Origin of the sequence: Enterobacter cloacae complex sp. P14RS, from assembly GCF_014895895.1 — a bacterium.
Classification (GTDB): domain Bacteria; phylum Pseudomonadota; class Gammaproteobacteria; order Enterobacterales; family Enterobacteriaceae; genus Enterobacter; species Enterobacter bugandensis.
Map to the genome: position 1 here is coordinate 1 of NZ_JADBQM010000026.1, position 16,779 is coordinate 16,779.

Here is a 16,779-nt window from a genome sequence, read left to right on the forward strand (position 1 = left end):
GCCATATATAATGTTATACAGTGAGACAACAGATATTGCTCCTTCTTGCAAGACTATTCTAGAGTCGACAACAAGAACGTTTTCTATTGAAACTAACGATGATGATTACTTAAACCTGAAGGATTGGACAACCATAACTGAAACCATCGAAACAACAGATGATAGCTTTATTACCAACAACTCATGTCAGATTAGCTCTGCATTTGCAGAATACACAAGCACTATAATCACACGCTCGTTGGAAAACGATGACACTGATTATTTATACTTATCAACAATAAGAACAAACACAATAGAGTCAAGTGACGATGACTACATTGTTTTGAATTAACCCCGCAATATTCGCCCCAAATACGGGGCGAATATTGCTTTATTAACCTTTATAGCGCGCCGATAGGTTTCTTCATCGTTGTAAATCTCAAGACATTAGTAAACAATATTGTTGGATACTGCTCAAGCAATTAGAATCCAATAAGGTGCATAAGCGTTTAAATTCACTCCACGGTTCCGCATAAGTTTCATACCAGGTATCACGATGCATTGACAAAAAACCAGCTAATGTTGTCGCTGCATAGTCTCTGTAAGTTTCATTTGTATTGCGGACAGCAATTTCCTGAACGGCCAGCCACACAAGCTGAATCAAACGTTTTTCCACACGTTTCTGTAATTTAAGCCCCCCCTGTTGCTTCATATAATTTATCCAGACAAAGCGACAAATCTCCCGTTGATACCTGAAGTTAAGATCAAACCCATAGCAGTATTTGATCCAGGCCTGTTGGCTAACATCGAGTTTTAGAACGGCTCTACGCCACGCACACGAAGAGAAAGCCTTATCTTTTATCGGAGGCATAGGACGGCGGCGACTGCGCGTCTCCAGGACGTAGAGAGCACTATTTTCAGCTTTAACGCGACGAACACCGCCGCGCCCGTTATCAAGTTCCACAACGTGTAGTTGCTGGCGCGGGTTCCTGTTTTTATCAGCTGGTGGATGCTCTGCGAACGCCTCCAGTTGGCCTTTGGTGCCGCCTGAGTCATCGACCAGCGCAGCGCGTAGTTGAATGCGTACATATTCCAGTTGCTGCGCGTTCATCTTAACCCCTCATCTCGCCAGATTTTTTGTGTGCGAAGAATACCTTCAGCGTGCATAAGCCGAAGTTCTTCATAGGTGTATTCTTTGGTTTTAACGCGACCGTCAATCACGTCATGACAGGCGTTGCAGGAAATAGCGCCTTGTTCATCATCAGGTTTGCATCCGGTGCCACACGTACCCGCAAGTCGGTAATGTGCAAGGCATGAGGTTTCTGGATCGTGGTTGCAGATGCCAGGAATGCGAATTGTGCATTCGCGCCCACGTGCAGCTTTGCGTAGGTCGGGTTTTTTCTTCATGCTGCGAACTCCAGCAGCTGCATGGCTACGTTGTCGGCTTCCTGATAGTTGCGGAATTTTTTAAAGAGAATGGTGTTCCACAGGACGTTAAAAACTGCTTTGTAGACCTGGAAAAATTTGGCCTCCGTCATGTTGGAAAACGAGATCGATTTTGCCTCTCGGCGAATGGTGTTATCAGGGAGGATGAAGGTATCGAAGAAACCAGCCTCAACAACGGCCCACTTTCTGAAGGCTTCGAACGATTTGGTGATTGCCGCTTCTTTCGTTCGCCACTGCCCGTGGGTTTCGTTGTAAACCTTCTCAGTTTCTAAAAGGAGATCGTCATTGCCTGCCATCGAGATCAGGTAACGCACGTAACCGTGAAGGTATTCTTTTTCCGCAGGGGTAATCGCCCCTCCGGTGGGTGTCCAGTATTCGAACCCAAGATTGAGCAGAGCGAAGAAGCGCTTATGGAAGAGGTAGTTTCGGGCTTGCTTAACGTCGCAGTTAAGCCACACGCCGATTTTGATACGTTGCAAAAAATCGCTGGCCTCGGGCGTAGCCGTGGTCAGGGTGGTGGGTGAAGATTTAAAGAGTTGTATAATCTGTGCCATCGTTCTCTCCGGTGGCACAGTGTTTCAGCAGGGTTGTTCAGACCCGATAACTATTATAAATCATAAGTGTATCAGTCGTCATCTCCTTGACGCTCTTCGGGGGCTACAAGTTTTCGTGCCTCATCGATCAGCGCCAGGCTGGCAACAAATTCGTCAGGACGCATTACAAACCCATCTTTGAAGGAACCATCTCGATTTCTGCGAATAACCAGCGACCTGTCGCTGTCGTGTATACCCAATATAAGATGATCTGGAATGTACACCCGCTTCTCCTGTTCTCTCAGAGGTAGTCTCTTTGTCTTCCTCGCGCGTCCTGACTTGTGATTTTCTGTAAGCACTGACTAATAAGCCGGTTCTCTATACGGCTCTTAACTCACGAGATAAAAAATACTGTATACGCATACAGTAGTCATTTCCACCCATTTACACAGACTTTTGACCGGTGATAACTAATTCATTTAATTGATTAATTTACGACCACCATAATTGGAAAGTAACTAACATCTTTCAGAAATCTATATTATTCATAGCGTTACCATAACTTTGGGAGTCCCTACTTTTTTGGGTAGGTGATAAATAATCCAAACAATATTAATAGGCTGCTATGTATCTAAAGCGCGTGCAGTATGATTGATGCTCAGAGAGGCAAATCAAGCTTCAACGGCATGATGGCAGGGTCTTAAGGTCATTAGTTGCTAAGGTGTATATTTATATACATTTGGTGGAAGTGCCCACAAAGCTTATCGCGATCTCATGAGGACGGCCTGGTGGGCGCTGATTTGTCACATCAACTGGACATTACTGGTATCAACGAAAATTCATTTGGGTTGATTTTTGGGTTCCCAATATTCGTCTTGTACATTAGCCCAGCAATCACCACCGCGATCTCTGTCTCGATAGGCATATGCTTTTGCTACACGTTTAGCTGAAGACGCAACGTAGGTCTTATTGCTCTTAGTAGCTAATTTAATCCTTGCTTCCGCTTTGCTTACAAGTTCTGGGCTAGGAGCTTCTTCATCGAAGTAACCACATAATAACCCTGCATAGACGTTTTCAAGTTTTGGTAATGGTTTTGAACTGGCGGGTTCCTTTGCAATCGCTGGTACTGAACAGATTGCTGCTAAAAAAATAGCTAATGCTTTAATTCTCACTTTGATCTCCATTCAAATCGAAATTTTTTACGAGTCCAACAATATAAATACATACTCAAATGCAACTTCAAGCTCATGAACATACTCAAGGTTCTAAGATAGTTTAGACTCTTACTAGCCTTTTCTTAAAGAATTTATTGACTAAAATATCGTTTTTGCCGAGGGGTAAAAAATTACATCATTACGTTCGTTATATGATTTTACTTTGGGAAAAATTATCAGCGACAGCCACGATAGCTTGGCCAATCGAAATTCACCCACATCCCACCACCCATTCGAAGACGATCAAGCGCCCTCTCCCCTATAGTCTGCGTTAACTCTACCTCCTTAAGATTGGTCAGCACCCCAACGGGTTTAAGCATTGCCGTTCGTCGATCAATGACCTGATGCAAAATGACCTTTTCGTATTGTGAGTACATCTGAACGCCAACTTCATCTAGAACAAGCAAATCGACGCGCGACATCTGCTCCATCAGCTCGGCCTCTGATTTTCCACTACTGAACCCCGCTTTGAACTCGATCATGAGGTCAGCAACGGTAATAATCAGAACGCTTTTGTGCTGAGCCAGGAGAGCATTTCCTATCGCTGCTGCAAGATGGTTTTTACCCGTCCCAGGGCTGCCACTGAAAACGAAACATGCGCAGCCAGATCCGAAATTATTCAGCCAGGATTTTGCCAAAGACAACGCTTTGCGCTGGCCATCATTCACTACCGAATAATTTTTCAACGTGCAATTTTGATAACGTTCACGAATGCCCGAGCGACCGAATGTCTTTTCTAACCTGGTACGGCTGTTCTCCTGGTTCAGCTTTTCTGAGTGCTTGCGCGCCTCTTCCTGTTGCCATGCCATAAGCTCCTCAGCACTGGAGAACTTGGGCTGTACTCCGGCAGGGACAATTTTCTGAAGCCGTTTTATCACGTCAGCCATATCGCGCATGTTCACCCCGTAAAGCCGTCAGGAATTGAGCTATCTGGTTTTGAAACGCTGGTAATGTCAGGTCGGCTCGTCTGAGCCATGTTGAAATTGCTTGGCGGGTACCACTGGCAATGGATCTTGCGTTGGTAACCGCGCAACGCCGCGAGGATATAGCGAACATGCGGTTCACTAATGTTTATGATGACCGTTTACACGTAACCCAGATAAAAACGGGGGCAATGATTGCCATACCGTTATCCCTGTCACTGAACGGAATACGTCTGAGCGCAATCATTGATCGCTGTCGTTTGCTGAGTACAACTGATTTTCTGATAAGTGCCGGCAAGCGTAAAAACAGTCCTGACGGAGCTATTCATCTGGACAGTTTGACGAAAGGTTTTGTGAAGGCGAGGAAATTGTCGGGGCTGGAGTTTTCTGAACATCCCCCCTCTTTCCATGAGATCAGAAGCTTGTCTGGTCGCACGTATGAAGCTAGTCGGGGAAAAGATTTTGTGCAGAAACTGTTCGGTCATACATCCAAAAAAATGACCGAAAAATACTTGGATGTGAGGGAGAAAGTGTTTACATTGTTGTAACAGGCACAAAAGACCGGATATGTGATTTCGTGCATTTTTCGTGTAATTTCGTGTCGCGCCTTGTAACACCCTGATTTATAAGGCAGATAAAAAGAGACCGAATACGATTCCTGTATTCGGTCCAGGGAAATGGCTCTTGGGAGAGAGCCGTGCGCTAAAAGTTGGCATTAATGCAGGCTAAGTCGCCTTGCCTTTTAAGAATAGATGACGACGCCAGGTTTTCCAGTCCACAGCAAAAGTGGCCTGAAAAAAAGCGTCAGAGCATCATTAAAAGTGAAAAACCGCAGTGCTTTGGCGAGCATCTGCGGTTTTTTTATTGGAAACCTGAACGTCAGCAGAGCTTGTCAGCGCGCTCGATAAACGGTGCCAGGCTCATCTTCTGCCCCGGGTTGGCCGGGTCATCAATCTGAATCACGCTGACTGGCTGACCGCTGCTCTTGCCGCTGGCGACCTGCTGCTCAGCGGTATCGTTGAGCGGGTACTGGACCAACGTGCTCGGGTTGATCGCATACAGCGCATGGCCCGGACGGCAGGTCAGCATCACCTCTTCGCGATTAAAGGCCCATTTGTCTTTGCCCACTTCAAAGCGGCTTACGGTGATTACCTGCGGTGCCGCCAGAGCGCTTCCCGCGCAGGCCAGCAGTAAGAGAGAAAGTACTGTCTTTTTCATTTAATAGTTAACCTTGTCAGAAGGGTTCCCAGGTAGCAAACAGACTGACCGTTGCCAGAACCAGCGCGCCCAGCACCACCTCTGCCTGTGTCATCCTGATAAACATCTGTTGTGCGCGCCCGGAATCCGGACGGAACCGTGGCACCAGAAAATACCGATTTGCCAGCGCAATTGCCACCATCAACGCCACGAGAGCACATTTGAACAACAAAAACTGCACGTAGCCAGCCTGCCAGGGAATATGAATGCCCAGAATCAACAGCGCATTCACTACGCCGGTGAGCAGCACGCCTGCGACGGCATAATGCCCCACGCGCGAGAAACGCATCATGGTATAGATGGCCGCGTTCTGCCAGCGTCCTTTCGCCAGACGCATGCAAAACAGCAGCGGCAGCAATCCACCCACCCAGGTTGCGGCACACAGCAGGTGAACAGCATGATTGAGTCGCTGTATCGCCCCCATCGGGCCGTCGCTCATCGCCGCGTGCCCTACCCCTGCCAGCAGGATAAGCTGGCCCATGGCGAGCAGCAGCAGGCGCGAGCCTTTCAGCGGCGCGAGCCACGCGACGACAACGGTGATGGCAGCGAGGATAATTTGCCACAACCAGACGCCACCAAACTGCGTTCCCAGCACGCTGTTCCAGATTTGCGGGTTAAACACATCGCCCCAGCCGTTGCCCATTAAGCCGCCCTGAAGCATAAACATCAGGATCGCAGCGGTCAGGCTGACGATGGACGCCACTCTCTGCTGGAGCTGGAAACGTCGGGCCATCAGGCGGTGCAGCCCGGAAGGCGCAAACCAGACGCTGTAAAGCGCGTTGCCAAAAACGAGCATTAGCGCCGCAAAATGGATAAAGCGCAATCCTACGTATAACAGTCCCAGCATGCTATTTCACGCTGAAGCGATAGCTGCCTTTGGTTTTATGGCCGTCGACGGAAACCACGTGCCAGTCCACCCGGTAAGCCCCCGGCGCCAGCGTCTGTTCCAGCGGAACGGTCAGCTGTGCTTTGTTCTTTTCGTCTCGCGTGGCGGTACCGGTTTTGATCACCTGCTTTTGCGCATCCGTCACCACGACGCCGCTAAATCCGGGCTCGATACCTTCGGAGAAATTCAGCGTCAGCACCTGCGGTGACGCCACCTGGCTGTCCGCTGCCGGGCTCTGCTGCTTAAGATGCGCATGCGCCAGCACGGAGGGTGAGATTACCGTTGAGGCCAAAAAAACCAGTGCGCATACCGCGCGGGAAGCGGATAAACCCATCACAATCATTCCTTTTTGTTATGTCTGTATGCTAAAGAATAACGCTGTATAATAAACGAGTCGAGGATCATCCCGCTCTGCTTGTCATCGTCGCGCAATCGCGGTAACGTTGCCGTCGCAAAATAAGGAGAAGGTAATGAAGATCAATCTGGCCGCCCTTCCTCAGGACGAGATGGATAAAGTGAATGTCGATCTCGCTGCCGCTGGCGTCGCCTTTAAAGAGCGTTACAACATGCCCGTCGTGGCTGAAGTGGTGGAGCGAGAACAGCCCGCCCATCTGCGTGACTGGTTTCGCGAAAGGTTAATTGCCCACCGTCTCGCCTCGGTCAACCTCTCCCGCTTGCCGTACGAGCCGAAAGTTAAATAAGCTTAACGACTCGTTACACTTCCTTACGCGGAATCTGGCAGGATAAGAAAACCCTGATTAAATTAGGTGTACTCTTTAATACCTGCGACTCTGTGTATAAGGAAGTCACGATGTCACATTGGAATATTGCGGCAGCCCAGTATGGCGGGCAGCATCACAGCGTAGATGACCATATTGCGCACCATCTCCACTTTATTGCCGAAGCAGCACAGCATCAGTGCGATTTGCTGGTTTTCCCGGAACTCTCATTAACCGGCCCGGGCGCGACGGCATTACCGCTTCCGCCCGAAGACGATCGACTACAGCCGTTGCTTGATGCCGCGCATTTTTACCGCATTACCCTCATTGCAGGGCTTCCCGTTGAACGAAACGGTCAGCGCCAGAAAGGCCTTGCGCTGTTTATCCCCTCCCGCGATCGTATTCTGCGTTACCCTCAGGGGAGCGGCGCCAGCCTGGTGCCGGGTGATAAACAACTCACGATTATCGATGGGCAAAGCGATTCACCGAATCTTGATCCGCAGGCAACACTCTTCACCAGCTGCCAGTCGGTGAGGGATTACCGCTGGCGACAGTCCATCAATACCCTGCAGCGCTTTGCACACAGGTATGCCATCGCGGTGTTAATGGCAAATGCCGGCGCGGGCAGCGCGTTATGGGATGAAAAAGGCCAGCTGATCGTTCGGGCAGATAAGGGTGAGCTCCTGTTGACCGGCACGCGCAACGGACAGGGTTGGCAAGGCGATATCATTCCTTTAGGCTAAGCGTTTTAAGCTCAGGAGATTTTCATGCTGCGCGTCATTGATACCGAAACTTGCGATCTTCAGGGCGGAATTGTGGAAGTGGCCTCGGTCGACGTGGTTGATGGAAAAATCGTCAACCCGATGAGCCATCTGGTGCGTCCCGATCGTCCTATTAGCCCACAGGCCATGGCTATCCATCGCATTACAGAATCAATGGTGGCGGATAAACCCTGGATAGAAGACGTTATCCCGCACTACTACGGCAGCCCATGGTACGTTGCCCACAACGCCAGCTTTGACCGTAGGGTACTCCCCGAAATGCCCGGGGAGTGGATTTGTACCATGAAGCTGGCGCGTCGCCTCTGGCCAGGGATCAAGTACAGCAATATGGCGCTGTATAAATCCCGCAAGCTCAGCGTCAGAACCCCTGAAGGGCTGCACCATCACCGCGCCCTGTATGACTGCTATATCACCGCTGCGCTGCTCATAGATATTATGAACACATCGGGCTGGACGCCGGATGATATGGCAACGATCACCGGACGCCCTGCGCTGCTGACGACGTTCACCTTCGGCAAATACCGCGGGAGAGCGGTATCGGATATTGCGGATAAAGATCCGGGCTATCTGCGCTGGCTGTATAACAACCTCGACAAAATGAGCCCGGAGCTGCGCTTAACCCTGAAACACTATCTGGGCGAAGCTTAACGCTGCACACGGCCTGGCAACGTATCCTGGGCCAGGCCTATCAAAAAGGCATACTCAAGGGCCACCCCTTCGTAGGATTTGAATCGACCCGATTTCCCCCCGTGCCCGGAGTCCATATCGGTACAGAGCAGCAGCAGGTTGTCATCGGTTTTCAGCTCCCGCAGCTTTGCTACCCATTTTGCCGGTTCCCAGTATTGCACCTGTGAATCGTGCAAACCGGTCGTCACCAGCATGTGCGGGTACGCTTTCGCTTCCACGTTGTCATACGGGCTGTACTCTTTCATATAGCGATAATAGGTTTCATCCTGCGGGTTGCCCCACTCCTCAAACTCCCCGGTCGTCAAAGGGATGGACTCATCGAGCATAGTGGTAACCACATCGACAAACGGGACCTGCGCAACAATGCCCTTAAAGCGATCGGGGCGCTGATTTATGACCGCCCCCATCAGCATCCCCCCCGCGCTGCCGCCCATGCCGAAGCAAAGCTGAGGATCGCCATAGCCTTGCTCAATCAGCGCATCGCAGACGTCGAGATAGTCGTTGAAGGTGTTTTTCTTTTTCAGGAATTTCCCGTCTTCATACCAGTGCTGCCCCAGCTCGCCGCCGCCGCGAATATGGGCAATGGCGAAAACAAAGCCGCGGTCGAGCAGGCTTAATCTGCTGCTGCTGAAGTCGGCATCCATGCTGGAGCCATAGGAGCCGTAGCCGTAGACCAGGATCGGATTTTTACCCTTCTGGAAATGCGCCTTGTGATAAACGAGCGAAACCGGCACCTCCACGCCATCGCGCGCGGTGACCCACAGGTGTTCGCTGCGGTAATTGTCGGAATCAAAGCCCTTCACTTCGGTTTGCTTAAGTACCTGGCGCTGTCCGGTATCCATATCCAGCTCAAAGAGCGTATCCGGCGTAGTCATCGACGAGTAGCCGTAGCGCAGCCGGGACGATTCAGGTTCCGGGTTAAAGCCGATCCACGTGACGTAGGCCGGATCGTCGAACGCAATCCCTATCACCTCGCGCGTTTTACGGTTGATCTGCCGGATACTGGTCAGCCCCCGCTGGCGCTCCTCCACCACCAGCCAGTCGGTAAACAGCGTGAACCCTTCCAGCATCACCTGATCCCGCGCGGGAATGAGCACCTCCCACTTGCGCTCGTCGCGCACCTTGGTTTTGTACAGACCAAAGTTCTTGCCTTCACGATTCGAACGCAGATAAAAGCTGTGCTGGAAGTGATCCAGGCTGTACTCGTGATCCTTGCGGCGCGGCAGGAAACAGAGCGGCTGGGCATCAGGCAGTTCGGCATCCAGGAGCAGCACTTCCGAGGTGGTGGCGCTCGCGAGGAAGATAATCACATAGTGGCGCGAGGAGGTTTTATGCAGGCTGACATAAAACGTTTCGTCTTTCTCTTCATAGACCAGCTCGTCATCGGCTGAGTCCGTGCCTACGGTATGGCGCCACACCTGATAAGGCAGCAGCGTGGAGGCGTGCTTTTTAACGTAGTAGACCGTCTCGGAATCGTTCGCCCAGACAAAATCCGGGGAGACGTTTTCCAGCATTTCCGGATACCAGTTGCCGGTTTCCAGATTGCGAAAACGCAGGCCGTACTGGCGCCGGGAGAGATAATCCTCCGCAAGCGCCATGATGGTGTTGTCCGGGGAGATGGACATACCACCCAGGGTATAAAACTCGCTGTGGGCGGCGCGCTGGTTCGCATCCAGTAAAATGTCCCATTCATCCCACTCGGCGCTTAATACCGACTGTCGTTGATAGATGGGATACTCGTTGCCCGGCTCATAGATATGGCGATAGCGATAGCCGTTTTTGGTCCAGGGCGCGGAGATGTCGCGCTGGGGAATACGCTGCACCATTTCGTTCAGCAGCTGGTCCTGCAGCGCCTGCTGGCTGGCCATGACCCTGCGGCCATAGTCGTTTTCCTCGTGCAGGTAGTCGAGCACCTCTGGCCGGGAACGCGAATCGTCCCGCAGCCAGTAGTAGTTGTCTATGCGCGTATCGCCATGCGTGACGATCGCATAAGGAGTACGTCGGGCTTTCGGTGGCATGTCATCATTCTTTTAAGTTTTACACCCTATAAGGTTGGCAAAACCCGCGCATGATGCAAGCGAAACATGACCCCGGGGACGCGAGTTAGCCCTGTAGCGCCTGTTTTTGTTCCCCGATATCTTTTTCTATCCCCTCGCGCACGTCCTGAGGGATCTTCAGCGCGTCGCCGAGGGCGTTAAGGTAGCTACGCTCCATAAAGTGATCGATATCTATGGCGGCACAGCTGAGAAAATAGAGTTCCAGCGCCTCTTCCTCATTTTTCACGCTCAGTGCCAGACGCTGCGGATCGAGCGGCTGTTCAATGGCCTGCGCCACAAGCGTTCTGCCCTGTTCTTCAACACCCGCCTCGCGCAGCTGCTGTTCGATAGCCGCTCTTTCATTATCATCAATATGCCCGTCGCTTTTGGCGGCAAACACCAGCGCCAGGATGAGCCGCTCCGTGCGCAGATCCAGCGGAGAAGTATGCTCCCCATAGTGAGGTTCATCGCGGTGCGCCGCTCGCACCCTGTCCTTATATTTGTTCCACAGCACGGTGCCGGCGATAGCGCCGCCCCCGGCCAGCAGCGCGCCGGTACCGTACTTCGCCAGTAGCTTGCGTGAGGATTTATTGGCAACCAGCAGCCCTGCCAGCCCACCGAGCGCCCCCGGTACCAGCAGTTTGCTAAGCCCCTGTTCGCCGGAACCAGACGTTTTCTGCCCTAACATGGATTGCAGTTGATTTAACCAGCCTGACATGGTTTCCCTCGCTTAACGGTTAACATGTTCTCCAGCGTAAGCGAGCAGGCGTCAGGAAATGTCCATCAAGCCTAAAGAAGCGCAAATTTCTGGTCTGCCCTTTTGCCGTGCGCAAGACAGACGCAAACGTTTTCGTTTATACTGCGCGCATCTTTTTCAGGGGGAATGTTATGACTCGTTTAGGAACCGCGCTGCGACCTGCGGCGACGCGCGTAATGCTGTTGGGATCGGGCGAACTGGGTAAAGAAGTCGCCATTGAGTGTCAGCGTTTAGGGGTGGAGGTGATTGCCGTAGACCGCTACGCCGACGCGCCCGCCATGCACGTCGCCCATCGTTCTTATGTGATTAACATGCTGGACGGTGATGCTCTGCGTACGCTCATTGCACGGGAGAAACCGGATTTTGTCGTGCCGGAAATTGAAGCTATCGCAACCGATACGCTGATCGCCCTTGAGCAGGAAGGCCAGCGCGTGGTGCCCTGCGCCAAAGCGGCAAAGCTGACCATGAACCGTGAAGGCATTCGCCGCCTGGCGGCGGAGGAGCTGGGGCTACCTACTTCAAGCTACCGTTTTGCGGGTGACAAAGCCGCATTCCTGCAGGCCGTTGAAGAGATTGGCTACCCGTCCATCATTAAGCCGGTGATGAGCTCTTCCGGGAAAGGTCAGAGCTTTATTCGCGACAGCAGCGCGCTGGACAGCGCGTGGGATTATGCGCAACAGGGTGGCCGTGCCGGTGCCGGTCGCGTGATCGTCGAAGGCGTGGTGAAGTTTGATTTCGAAATCACTCTGCTCACCGTCAGTGCCGTGGACGGCGTCCATTTCTGCGACCCGATTGGCCACCGCCAGGAAGATGGCGATTATCGTGAATCCTGGCAGCCGCAGCAGATGAGCGACCTGGCGCTGGAGCGTGCCCGGGAGATTGCCCGTAAGACCGTTCTGGCCCTGGGCGGTTATGGCCTGTTCGGCGTGGAGCTGTTCGTCTGCGGTGACGAAGTGATCTTCAGCGAAGTCTCCCCTCGCCCGCACGACACCGGTATGGTCACGCTCATTTCGCAGGATCTCTCGGAGTTCGCCCTGCACGTGCGCGCATTCCTCGGCCTGCCGGTTGGCGGCATCCGCCAGTACGGCCCGGCGGCGTCGGCGGTGATCCTTCCGCAGCTGACCAGCCAGAATGTGACGTTTGATAACGTCGAAGGCGCGGTGGGCGCAGGCCTGCAGGTCCGTCTGTTCGGCAAGCCGGAGATCGACGGTACGCGTCGTCTGGGCGTGGCGTTAGCCACCGGGGGTAACGTTGACGAGGCCGTAGCAAGAGCAAAAGCGGCGGCTGCGAACGTTCAGGTAGCAGGATAAAAAAAACGGGCCGAAAGGCCCGTTTTTCATGCTGCATATGGCTTACTGCTTCGCGCCTTCAACCGCTTCACAAGCCAGTTTCGTGATGCGATCCCAGTCGCCCGCTTCCAGCGCATCCGCCGGAACCAGCCATGAGCCGCCGATGCACAGCACGCTTTTCAGCGCCAGGTAGTCGCGGTAGTTAGCCGGGGAGATACCGCCCGTCGGGCAGAAACGTACCTGAGAGAAGGGACCCGCAATCGCCTGCAGCGCTTTGGTGCCGCCGTTCGCTTCCGCCGGGAAGAATTTGAACTCTTTCAGACCGTAGTCCATGCCCAGCATCAGTTCAGAAACGGTGCTGATGCCCGGGATCAAGGGAATGGTGCCTTCGGTCGCGGCCTTCAGCAGCGGCTCGGTCAGGCCCGGGCTGATGGCAAACTGTGCGCCGGCTTCGGTCACTTCCGCCAGCTGCTGCGCGTTGAGAACGGTACCCGCACCGATGATGGCGTCCGGCACTTCTTTAGCGATGGCGCGGATGGCATCCATCGCGCAGGCGGTACGTAGGGTCACTTCCAGAACGCGAACGCCGCCCGCAACCAGCGCTTTCGCCATTGGCACAGCGTGCTCCAGCTTGTTTACCACGATAACCGGCACGACAGGGCCAGTGGTCAGGATTGCTTCTGCACTTGTTTTCCAGTTTTTCATCAGAGTTCTCTCTCGCCAGATCGTTAAAATCAAGTCGTCTTAAAACGTAATACAGGTTGCGCCCTGCTCCGCACCGGAGAGCTTCTCACGCAGCGCGCTGAACATTTCGCGTCCGGTCCCCACGCGCGATGCGCTCAGGTCAGGAATATGAGGCTGACGTGCCGCCAGCTCCGCGTCATCCACCAGCAGGGTTAACTCGCCAGTCTGGCCGTTCACGCGGATCATGTCGCCGTCGCGCACTTTCGCCAGCAAGCCGCCGTCGTAGGCTTCAGGCGTGACGTGGATGGCGGAAGGCACTTTGCCGGATGCGCCTGACAGGCGGCCATCGGTCACTAACGCAATTTTGAAACGGCGGTCCAATAATACACCAAGTGGTGGCATAAGTTTATGTAATTCTGGCATGCCGTTCGCTTTTGGCCCCTGATGACGCACGACCACCACGCAGTCTTTATCCAGCAGACCGGCGTCGAAGGCAGGCAACACGTCGTGCTGGCTTTCAAACACTACCGCCGGGGCCTCGATAACCTGGTTCTCTTCCGGCACGGCAGAGGTTTTCATCACCGCGCGGCCAAGGTTGCCGCTCAGCACTTTGGTACCGCCGTGGTGGGAGAACGGTTTGTCGATAGTGGCAATCACCTGCGGATCAAGAGACGCGGTTGCCCCGTCGCGCCAGTCCAGCTCGCCGTTGTTCAGCCACGGCTCCTGGGTGTAGCGCTGCAGACCAAATCCGGCTACGGTGTTCACGTCTTCATGCAGCAGACCGCCTTTCAGCAGCTCGCGCATCAGCAGCGGCACGCCGCCCGCAGCCTGGAAGTGGTTGATGTCCGCCGGCCCGTTCGGGTACAGACGCGCCATCAGCGGTACCACGGAGGAGATGTCGGAGAAGTCATCCCAGTTAATCAGGATACCCGCCGCGCGCGCCATGGCCACCAGGTGCATGGTGTGGTTAGTTGACCCGCCGGTCGCCAGCAGGGCGACGATACCGTTGACGATCACTTTTTCGTCGACCATTTTGCCCATCGGCATCCATTCATTGCCGTTTCCTGTCAGGCGCGTCACCTGACGGGCCGCGGCCTCGGTCAGCGCCTGGCGCAGCGGCGCGTCCGGCTGGATGAAGGACGAGCCCGGAAGCTGCATCCCCATAAACTCCACCACCATCTGGTTGGTGTTGGCCGTGCCGTAGAACGTACAGGTGCCCGGCGCATGGTAGGAGGCGGCTTCGGCTTCCAGCAGCGCCTGACGATCGGCTTTGCCTTCCGCATACAGCTGGCGGATACGCACTTTTTCTTTATTCGGCAGACCGCTGGCCATCGGGCCGGACGGCACGAAAATCGCAGGCAGATGACCAAACGACAGCGCTGCCATCACCAGTCCCGGGACGATTTTGTCGCACACGCCGAGATACAGCGCGCCATCAAACATGTTGTGTGACAGGCCCACAGCCGCAGACATCGCAATCACTTCGCGGCTCAGCAGCGACAGCTCCATACCATCCTGCCCCTGCGTCACGCCGTCGCACATGGCCGGGACGCCCCCAGCCACCTGCCCGACCGCGTTCACGCTGTGCAGCGCTTTACGAATGATGTTGGGATAGACCTCATACGGCTGATGCGCGGAGAGCATATCGTTATAGGACGTGATAATAGCGATATTGTTACGCAACATGCTTTTCAGGGAGGCTTTGTCATCGGGCTGGCAGGCGGCGAAGCCGTGGGCCAGGTTACCGCAGGCCAGCTGGGAGCGGTGAACGGTGTTGCTTTTCGCCTGTTCAATGCGGGCGAGGTAGGCCGAACGGGTCTCTTTCGAGCGCTCGATAATGCGTTGTGTTACGCGTAACAATACAGGATTCATAAAAGCTCCTTTAATTTATCTGTCCGGGCTCGGGAGTTTACAAAGTCGCTGGCGGTTGTTAACAACGCTGAAACGCTTGCTGTCCGGAGCTCAGGGGCAAAATCACTTCCGGCAGTGTAATAAAAAAAGCCCCGCGGGTGAATCCACGCGGAGCTTAAAAGTATAAAAATTGTGCCACTAGCTGTGTTAGATCATGTTACCGGTAAAATAACACTTTCGGGCTAGCGGAATATCCTACTCAAACTCGTTCCAGGAGCGGCCATCGCGGGTGATCATCGCCACCGACGCCACAGGCCCCCAGGTACCCGCCTGATACGGTTTTGGCGCATCCTGATCGGCAGCCCAGGCTTCAGTGATGGAATCGACCCATTTCCACGCCTCTTCCACTTCGTCGCGACGCACGAACAGCGCCTGGATACCGCGCATGGTTTCCAGCAGCAGACGCTCGTAAGCATCCGCAAGGTGCGTCTGGTTGAAGGTTTCGGAGTAGCTCAGATCCAGCTTGGTGGTCTGCAGGTTGTGCTTATGATCCAGGCCCGGCACTTTGTTGAGGATCTGGATATCCACCCCTTCGTCCGGCTGCAGACGGATGGTCAGCTTGTTCTGCGGCAGCTCCTGCCAGGACTCTTTGAACAGGTTCAGTTCCGGGTTCTTAAAGTAGACAACCACTTCGGAACACTTCGTCGGCAGACGCTTACCGGTACGCAGGTAGAACGGCACGCCCGCCCAGCGCCAGTCGTCGATATCCACGCGGATGGCCACAAACGTCTCGGTGTTGCTGGACTTGTTCGCGCCCTCTTCTTCCAGGTAGCCTGGCACTTTTTTACCTTGCGCAAACCCGGCAGTGTACTGGCCGCGAACGGTTTTCTCGCGCACGTTGGAGCGGTCGATGCGGCGCAGCGACTTCAGCACTTTCACTTTGGCATCGCGGATGCTGTCAGCCGTCAGGTCAGACGGCGGAGACATGGCAATCATGCACAGAATTTGCAGCAGGTGGTTCTGGATCATGTCGCGCATCTGGCCGGCCTGGTCAAAATAACCCCAGCGACCTTCAATCCCCACCTCTTCCGCCACGGTAATTTCCACGTGGTCAATGGTACGGTTGTCCCAGTTATTCACAAACAGGGAGTTAGCGAAACGCAGCGCCAGCAGGTTCAGTACCGTCTCTTTACCGAGATAGTGGTCGATACGGTAGACCTGGCACTCTTCAAAGAACTCGCCCACCTGGTCGTTAATTTCACGCGAGGTAGCCAGCGACGTTCCCAGCGGCTTTTCCATCACCACGCGCGCCGGCTTGGCGTTCAGTTTGGCTTCGCCCAAACCTTTGCAGATGGCACCAAAGGTGCTTGGCGGCATGGCGAAATAGTTAATGGTGACACGGTTTTTCTGATCCAGCATGGCACCCAGACGGGAAAACGCGCTAACGTCATTAACGTCCAGGTTGCAGAAATCGAGACGACCGCTGAGGGTATCCCACAAACTTTCATCAATTTTTTCCTTCATGAAAGTTTCGAGCGCCTCGCGGACGACTTTGGTATAAGCGTCCTTGTCCCAGTCGGCGCGCCCAACCCCCAGGATACGCGTATCCGGATGAATTTGGCCCGCTTTCTCCAGTTGATACAGGGAAGGCAGCAATTTCCGGCGTGCAAGATCGCCTTTCGCGCCGAAAATGACCAGGTCACATGCCTGGGCTGTTTGCGTTACCGCCATGTCAT

At 53.8% G+C, this 16,779-nt stretch carries 19 protein-coding genes and 1 pseudogene; 6 read left to right on the forward strand and 14 right to left on the reverse strand.

The window, feature by feature from the left end; genetic code table 11:
* Positions 1 to 331: hypothetical protein (locus IM295_RS23140; RefSeq protein WP_226859531.1), on the forward strand; the 331-nt coding region annotated here is incomplete at its 5' end.
* 87 nt (positions 332 to 418) lie between these two features.
* On the opposite strand, the gene IM295_RS20455 is transcribed toward IM295_RS23140, so the two are convergent.
* From IM295_RS20455 to IM295_RS20480, 6 genes are all read right to left on the reverse strand, one after another.
* The gene (locus IM295_RS20455) at positions 419 to 1,090 is read right to left on the reverse strand and encodes a bacteriophage antitermination protein Q (protein WP_193067260.1); all 672 of its coding nucleotides are present in this window, start codon (positions 1,088 to 1,090) and stop codon (positions 419 to 421) included.
* Positions 1,087 to 1,386, reverse strand: coding sequence for a DUF1364 domain-containing protein (locus tag IM295_RS20460; protein WP_193067261.1), 300 nt, complete (start codon positions 1,384 to 1,386; stop codon positions 1,087 to 1,089). The genes IM295_RS20455 and IM295_RS20460 overlap by 4 nt, the downstream gene beginning before the upstream one ends.
* Entirely contained in the window at positions 1,383 to 1,979 is a 597-nt protein-coding gene (locus IM295_RS20465; protein ID WP_193067262.1) for a DUF1367 family protein, read from the reverse strand. Before IM295_RS20465 ends, IM295_RS20460 begins: the two co-directional genes overlap by 4 nt.
* Before the next feature lie 71 nt (positions 1,980 to 2,050).
* Positions 2,051 to 2,242, reverse strand: coding sequence for a hypothetical protein (locus IM295_RS20470; protein ID WP_041909743.1), 192 nt, complete (start codon positions 2,240 to 2,242; stop codon positions 2,051 to 2,053).
* 555 nt (positions 2,243 to 2,797) lie between these two features.
* Positions 2,798 to 3,130, reverse strand: coding sequence for a hypothetical protein (locus IM295_RS20475; protein WP_131637079.1), 333 nt, complete (start codon positions 3,128 to 3,130; stop codon positions 2,798 to 2,800).
* A 218-nt stretch (positions 3,131 to 3,348) separates the two neighbouring features.
* Positions 3,349 to 4,068 (reverse strand): ATP-binding protein, encoded by a 720-nt coding sequence (locus tag IM295_RS20480; protein ID WP_193067263.1) that lies wholly within the window; start codon positions 4,066 to 4,068, stop codon positions 3,349 to 3,351.
* Positions 4,069 to 4,166: 98 nt separating this feature from the next.
* On the opposite strand from IM295_RS20480, the pseudogene IM295_RS20485 reads away from it, so the two are divergent.
* Positions 4,167 to 4,643: pseudogene (locus tag IM295_RS20485) on the forward strand (tyrosine-type recombinase/integrase); the annotation flags it as partial.
* Positions 4,644 to 4,974: 331 nt separating this feature from the next.
* Here the strand turns inward: IM295_RS20485 and IM295_RS20490 are convergent.
* The 3 genes from IM295_RS20490 to yobA are packed head-to-tail and all read right to left on the reverse strand — an operon-like array spanning position 4,975 to position 6,572.
* Positions 4,975 to 5,313 carry a YebY family protein gene (locus IM295_RS20490; RefSeq protein WP_028013604.1) on the reverse strand — a complete coding sequence of 113 codons (339 nt, stop codon included), beginning with the start codon at positions 5,311 to 5,313 and terminating at the stop codon, positions 4,975 to 4,977.
* 16 nt (positions 5,314 to 5,329) lie between these two features.
* A complete protein-coding gene (copD, locus tag IM295_RS20495) occupies positions 5,330 to 6,199 on the reverse strand; it encodes a copper homeostasis membrane protein CopD (protein WP_059358183.1) in 870 nt (289 codons plus the stop codon).
* Between the two features lies 1 nt (position 6,200).
* Positions 6,201 to 6,572: a CopC domain-containing protein YobA gene (yobA, locus tag IM295_RS20500; RefSeq protein WP_069733025.1), complete on the reverse strand. Its 372-nt coding sequence runs from the start codon at positions 6,570 to 6,572 to the stop codon at positions 6,201 to 6,203.
* A 136-nt stretch (positions 6,573 to 6,708) separates the two neighbouring features.
* Between yobA and IM295_RS20505 the strand changes: the two genes are divergently transcribed.
* The 3 genes from IM295_RS20505 to exoX all read left to right on the forward strand — a co-directional run bounded on the left by IM295_RS20505 (position 6,709) and on the right by exoX (position 8,387).
* A complete protein-coding gene (locus tag IM295_RS20505) occupies positions 6,709 to 6,939 on the forward strand; it encodes a DNA polymerase III subunit theta (RefSeq protein WP_008500465.1) in 231 nt (76 codons plus the stop codon).
* A 110-nt stretch (positions 6,940 to 7,049) separates the two neighbouring features.
* A complete protein-coding gene (locus IM295_RS20510; RefSeq protein ID WP_045260312.1) occupies positions 7,050 to 7,700 on the forward strand; it encodes a nitrilase-related carbon-nitrogen hydrolase in 651 nt (216 codons plus the stop codon).
* A 24-nt stretch (positions 7,701 to 7,724) separates the two neighbouring features.
* Complete coding sequence (gene exoX, locus IM295_RS20515; RefSeq protein ID WP_025756911.1) at positions 7,725 to 8,387, forward strand: exodeoxyribonuclease X; 663 nt, start codon at positions 7,725 to 7,727, stop codon at positions 8,385 to 8,387.
* On the opposite strand, the gene ptrB is transcribed toward exoX, so the two are convergent.
* Positions 8,384 to 10,444 carry an oligopeptidase B gene (gene ptrB, locus IM295_RS20520; RefSeq protein ID WP_045260313.1) on the reverse strand — a complete coding sequence of 687 codons (2,061 nt, stop codon included), beginning with the start codon at positions 10,442 to 10,444 and terminating at the stop codon, positions 8,384 to 8,386. The genes exoX and ptrB overlap by 4 nt on opposite strands.
* 85 nt (positions 10,445 to 10,529) lie before the next feature.
* Complete coding sequence (locus tag IM295_RS20525) at positions 10,530 to 11,180, reverse strand: tellurite resistance TerB family protein (protein WP_045260314.1); 651 nt, start codon at positions 11,178 to 11,180, stop codon at positions 10,530 to 10,532.
* Between the two features lie 170 nt (positions 11,181 to 11,350).
* Between IM295_RS20525 and purT the strand changes: the two genes are divergently transcribed.
* Positions 11,351 to 12,529, forward strand: coding sequence for a formate-dependent phosphoribosylglycinamide formyltransferase (purT, locus tag IM295_RS20530; RefSeq protein WP_193067265.1), 1,179 nt, complete (start codon positions 11,351 to 11,353; stop codon positions 12,527 to 12,529).
* Positions 12,530 to 12,571: 42 nt separating this feature from the next.
* Here the strand turns inward: purT and kdgA are convergent, their stop codons facing one another.
* From kdgA to zwf, 3 genes are all read right to left on the reverse strand, one after another.
* Positions 12,572 to 13,213: a bifunctional 4-hydroxy-2-oxoglutarate aldolase/2-dehydro-3-deoxy-phosphogluconate aldolase gene (gene kdgA / locus IM295_RS20535; protein ID WP_193067266.1), complete on the reverse strand. Its 642-nt coding sequence runs from the start codon at positions 13,211 to 13,213 to the stop codon at positions 12,572 to 12,574.
* A gap of 39 nt (positions 13,214 to 13,252) precedes the next feature.
* A complete protein-coding gene (gene edd / locus IM295_RS20540; RefSeq protein WP_041909456.1) occupies positions 13,253 to 15,064 on the reverse strand; it encodes a phosphogluconate dehydratase in 1,812 nt (603 codons plus the stop codon).
* 234 nt (positions 15,065 to 15,298) lie between these two features.
* Complete coding sequence (zwf, locus tag IM295_RS20545) at positions 15,299 to 16,774, reverse strand: glucose-6-phosphate dehydrogenase (protein ID WP_028013613.1); 1,476 nt, start codon at positions 16,772 to 16,774, stop codon at positions 15,299 to 15,301.
* Positions 16,775 to 16,779 lie beyond the last annotated feature (5 nt).

What these genes read in the sequence shown, in the direction of transcription:
- IM295_RS20505 (WP_008500465.1), top strand. Translation starts at nt 6,709, where the DNA reads ATGAAGATCAATCTGGCCGCCCTTCCTCAGGACGAGATGGATAAAGTG.
- IM295_RS20465 (WP_193067262.1), bottom strand. Translation starts at nt 1,979, where the DNA reads ATGGCACAGATTATACAACTCTTTAAATCTTCACCCACCACCCTGACC.
- IM295_RS20510 (WP_045260312.1), top strand. Translation starts at nt 7,050, where the DNA reads ATGTCACATTGGAATATTGCGGCAGCCCAGTATGGCGGGCAGCATCAC.
- purT (WP_193067265.1), top strand. Translation starts at nt 11,351, where the DNA reads ATGACTCGTTTAGGAACCGCGCTGCGACCTGCGGCGACGCGCGTAATG.
- zwf (WP_028013613.1), bottom strand. Translation starts at nt 16,774, where the DNA reads ATGGCGGTAACGCAAACAGCCCAGGCATGTGACCTGGTCATTTTCGGC.
- edd (WP_041909456.1), bottom strand. Translation starts at nt 15,064, where the DNA reads ATGAATCCTGTATTGTTACGCGTAACACAACGCATTATCGAGCGCTCG.
- kdgA (WP_193067266.1), bottom strand. Translation starts at nt 13,213, where the DNA reads ATGAAAAACTGGAAAACAAGTGCAGAAGCAATCCTGACCACTGGCCCT.
- IM295_RS20480 (WP_193067263.1), bottom strand. Translation starts at nt 4,068, where the DNA reads ATGCGCGATATGGCTGACGTGATAAAACGGCTTCAGAAAATTGTCCCT.
- yobA (WP_069733025.1), bottom strand. Translation starts at nt 6,572, where the DNA reads ATGGGTTTATCCGCTTCCCGCGCGGTATGCGCACTGGTTTTTTTGGCC.
- ptrB (WP_045260313.1), bottom strand. Translation starts at nt 10,444, where the DNA reads ATGCCACCGAAAGCCCGACGTACTCCTTATGCGATCGTCACGCATGGC.
- IM295_RS20460 (WP_193067261.1), bottom strand. Translation starts at nt 1,386, where the DNA reads ATGAAGAAAAAACCCGACCTACGCAAAGCTGCACGTGGGCGCGAATGC.
- copD (WP_059358183.1), bottom strand. Translation starts at nt 6,199, where the DNA reads ATGCTGGGACTGTTATACGTAGGATTGCGCTTTATCCATTTTGCGGCG.
- IM295_RS20490 (WP_028013604.1), bottom strand. Translation starts at nt 5,313, where the DNA reads ATGAAAAAGACAGTACTTTCTCTCTTACTGCTGGCCTGCGCGGGAAGC.
- IM295_RS20525 (WP_045260314.1), bottom strand. Translation starts at nt 11,180, where the DNA reads ATGTCAGGCTGGTTAAATCAACTGCAATCCATGTTAGGGCAGAAAACG.
- IM295_RS20455 (WP_193067260.1), bottom strand. Translation starts at nt 1,090, where the DNA reads ATGAACGCGCAGCAACTGGAATATGTACGCATTCAACTACGCGCTGCG.
- exoX (WP_025756911.1), top strand. Translation starts at nt 7,725, where the DNA reads ATGCTGCGCGTCATTGATACCGAAACTTGCGATCTTCAGGGCGGAATT.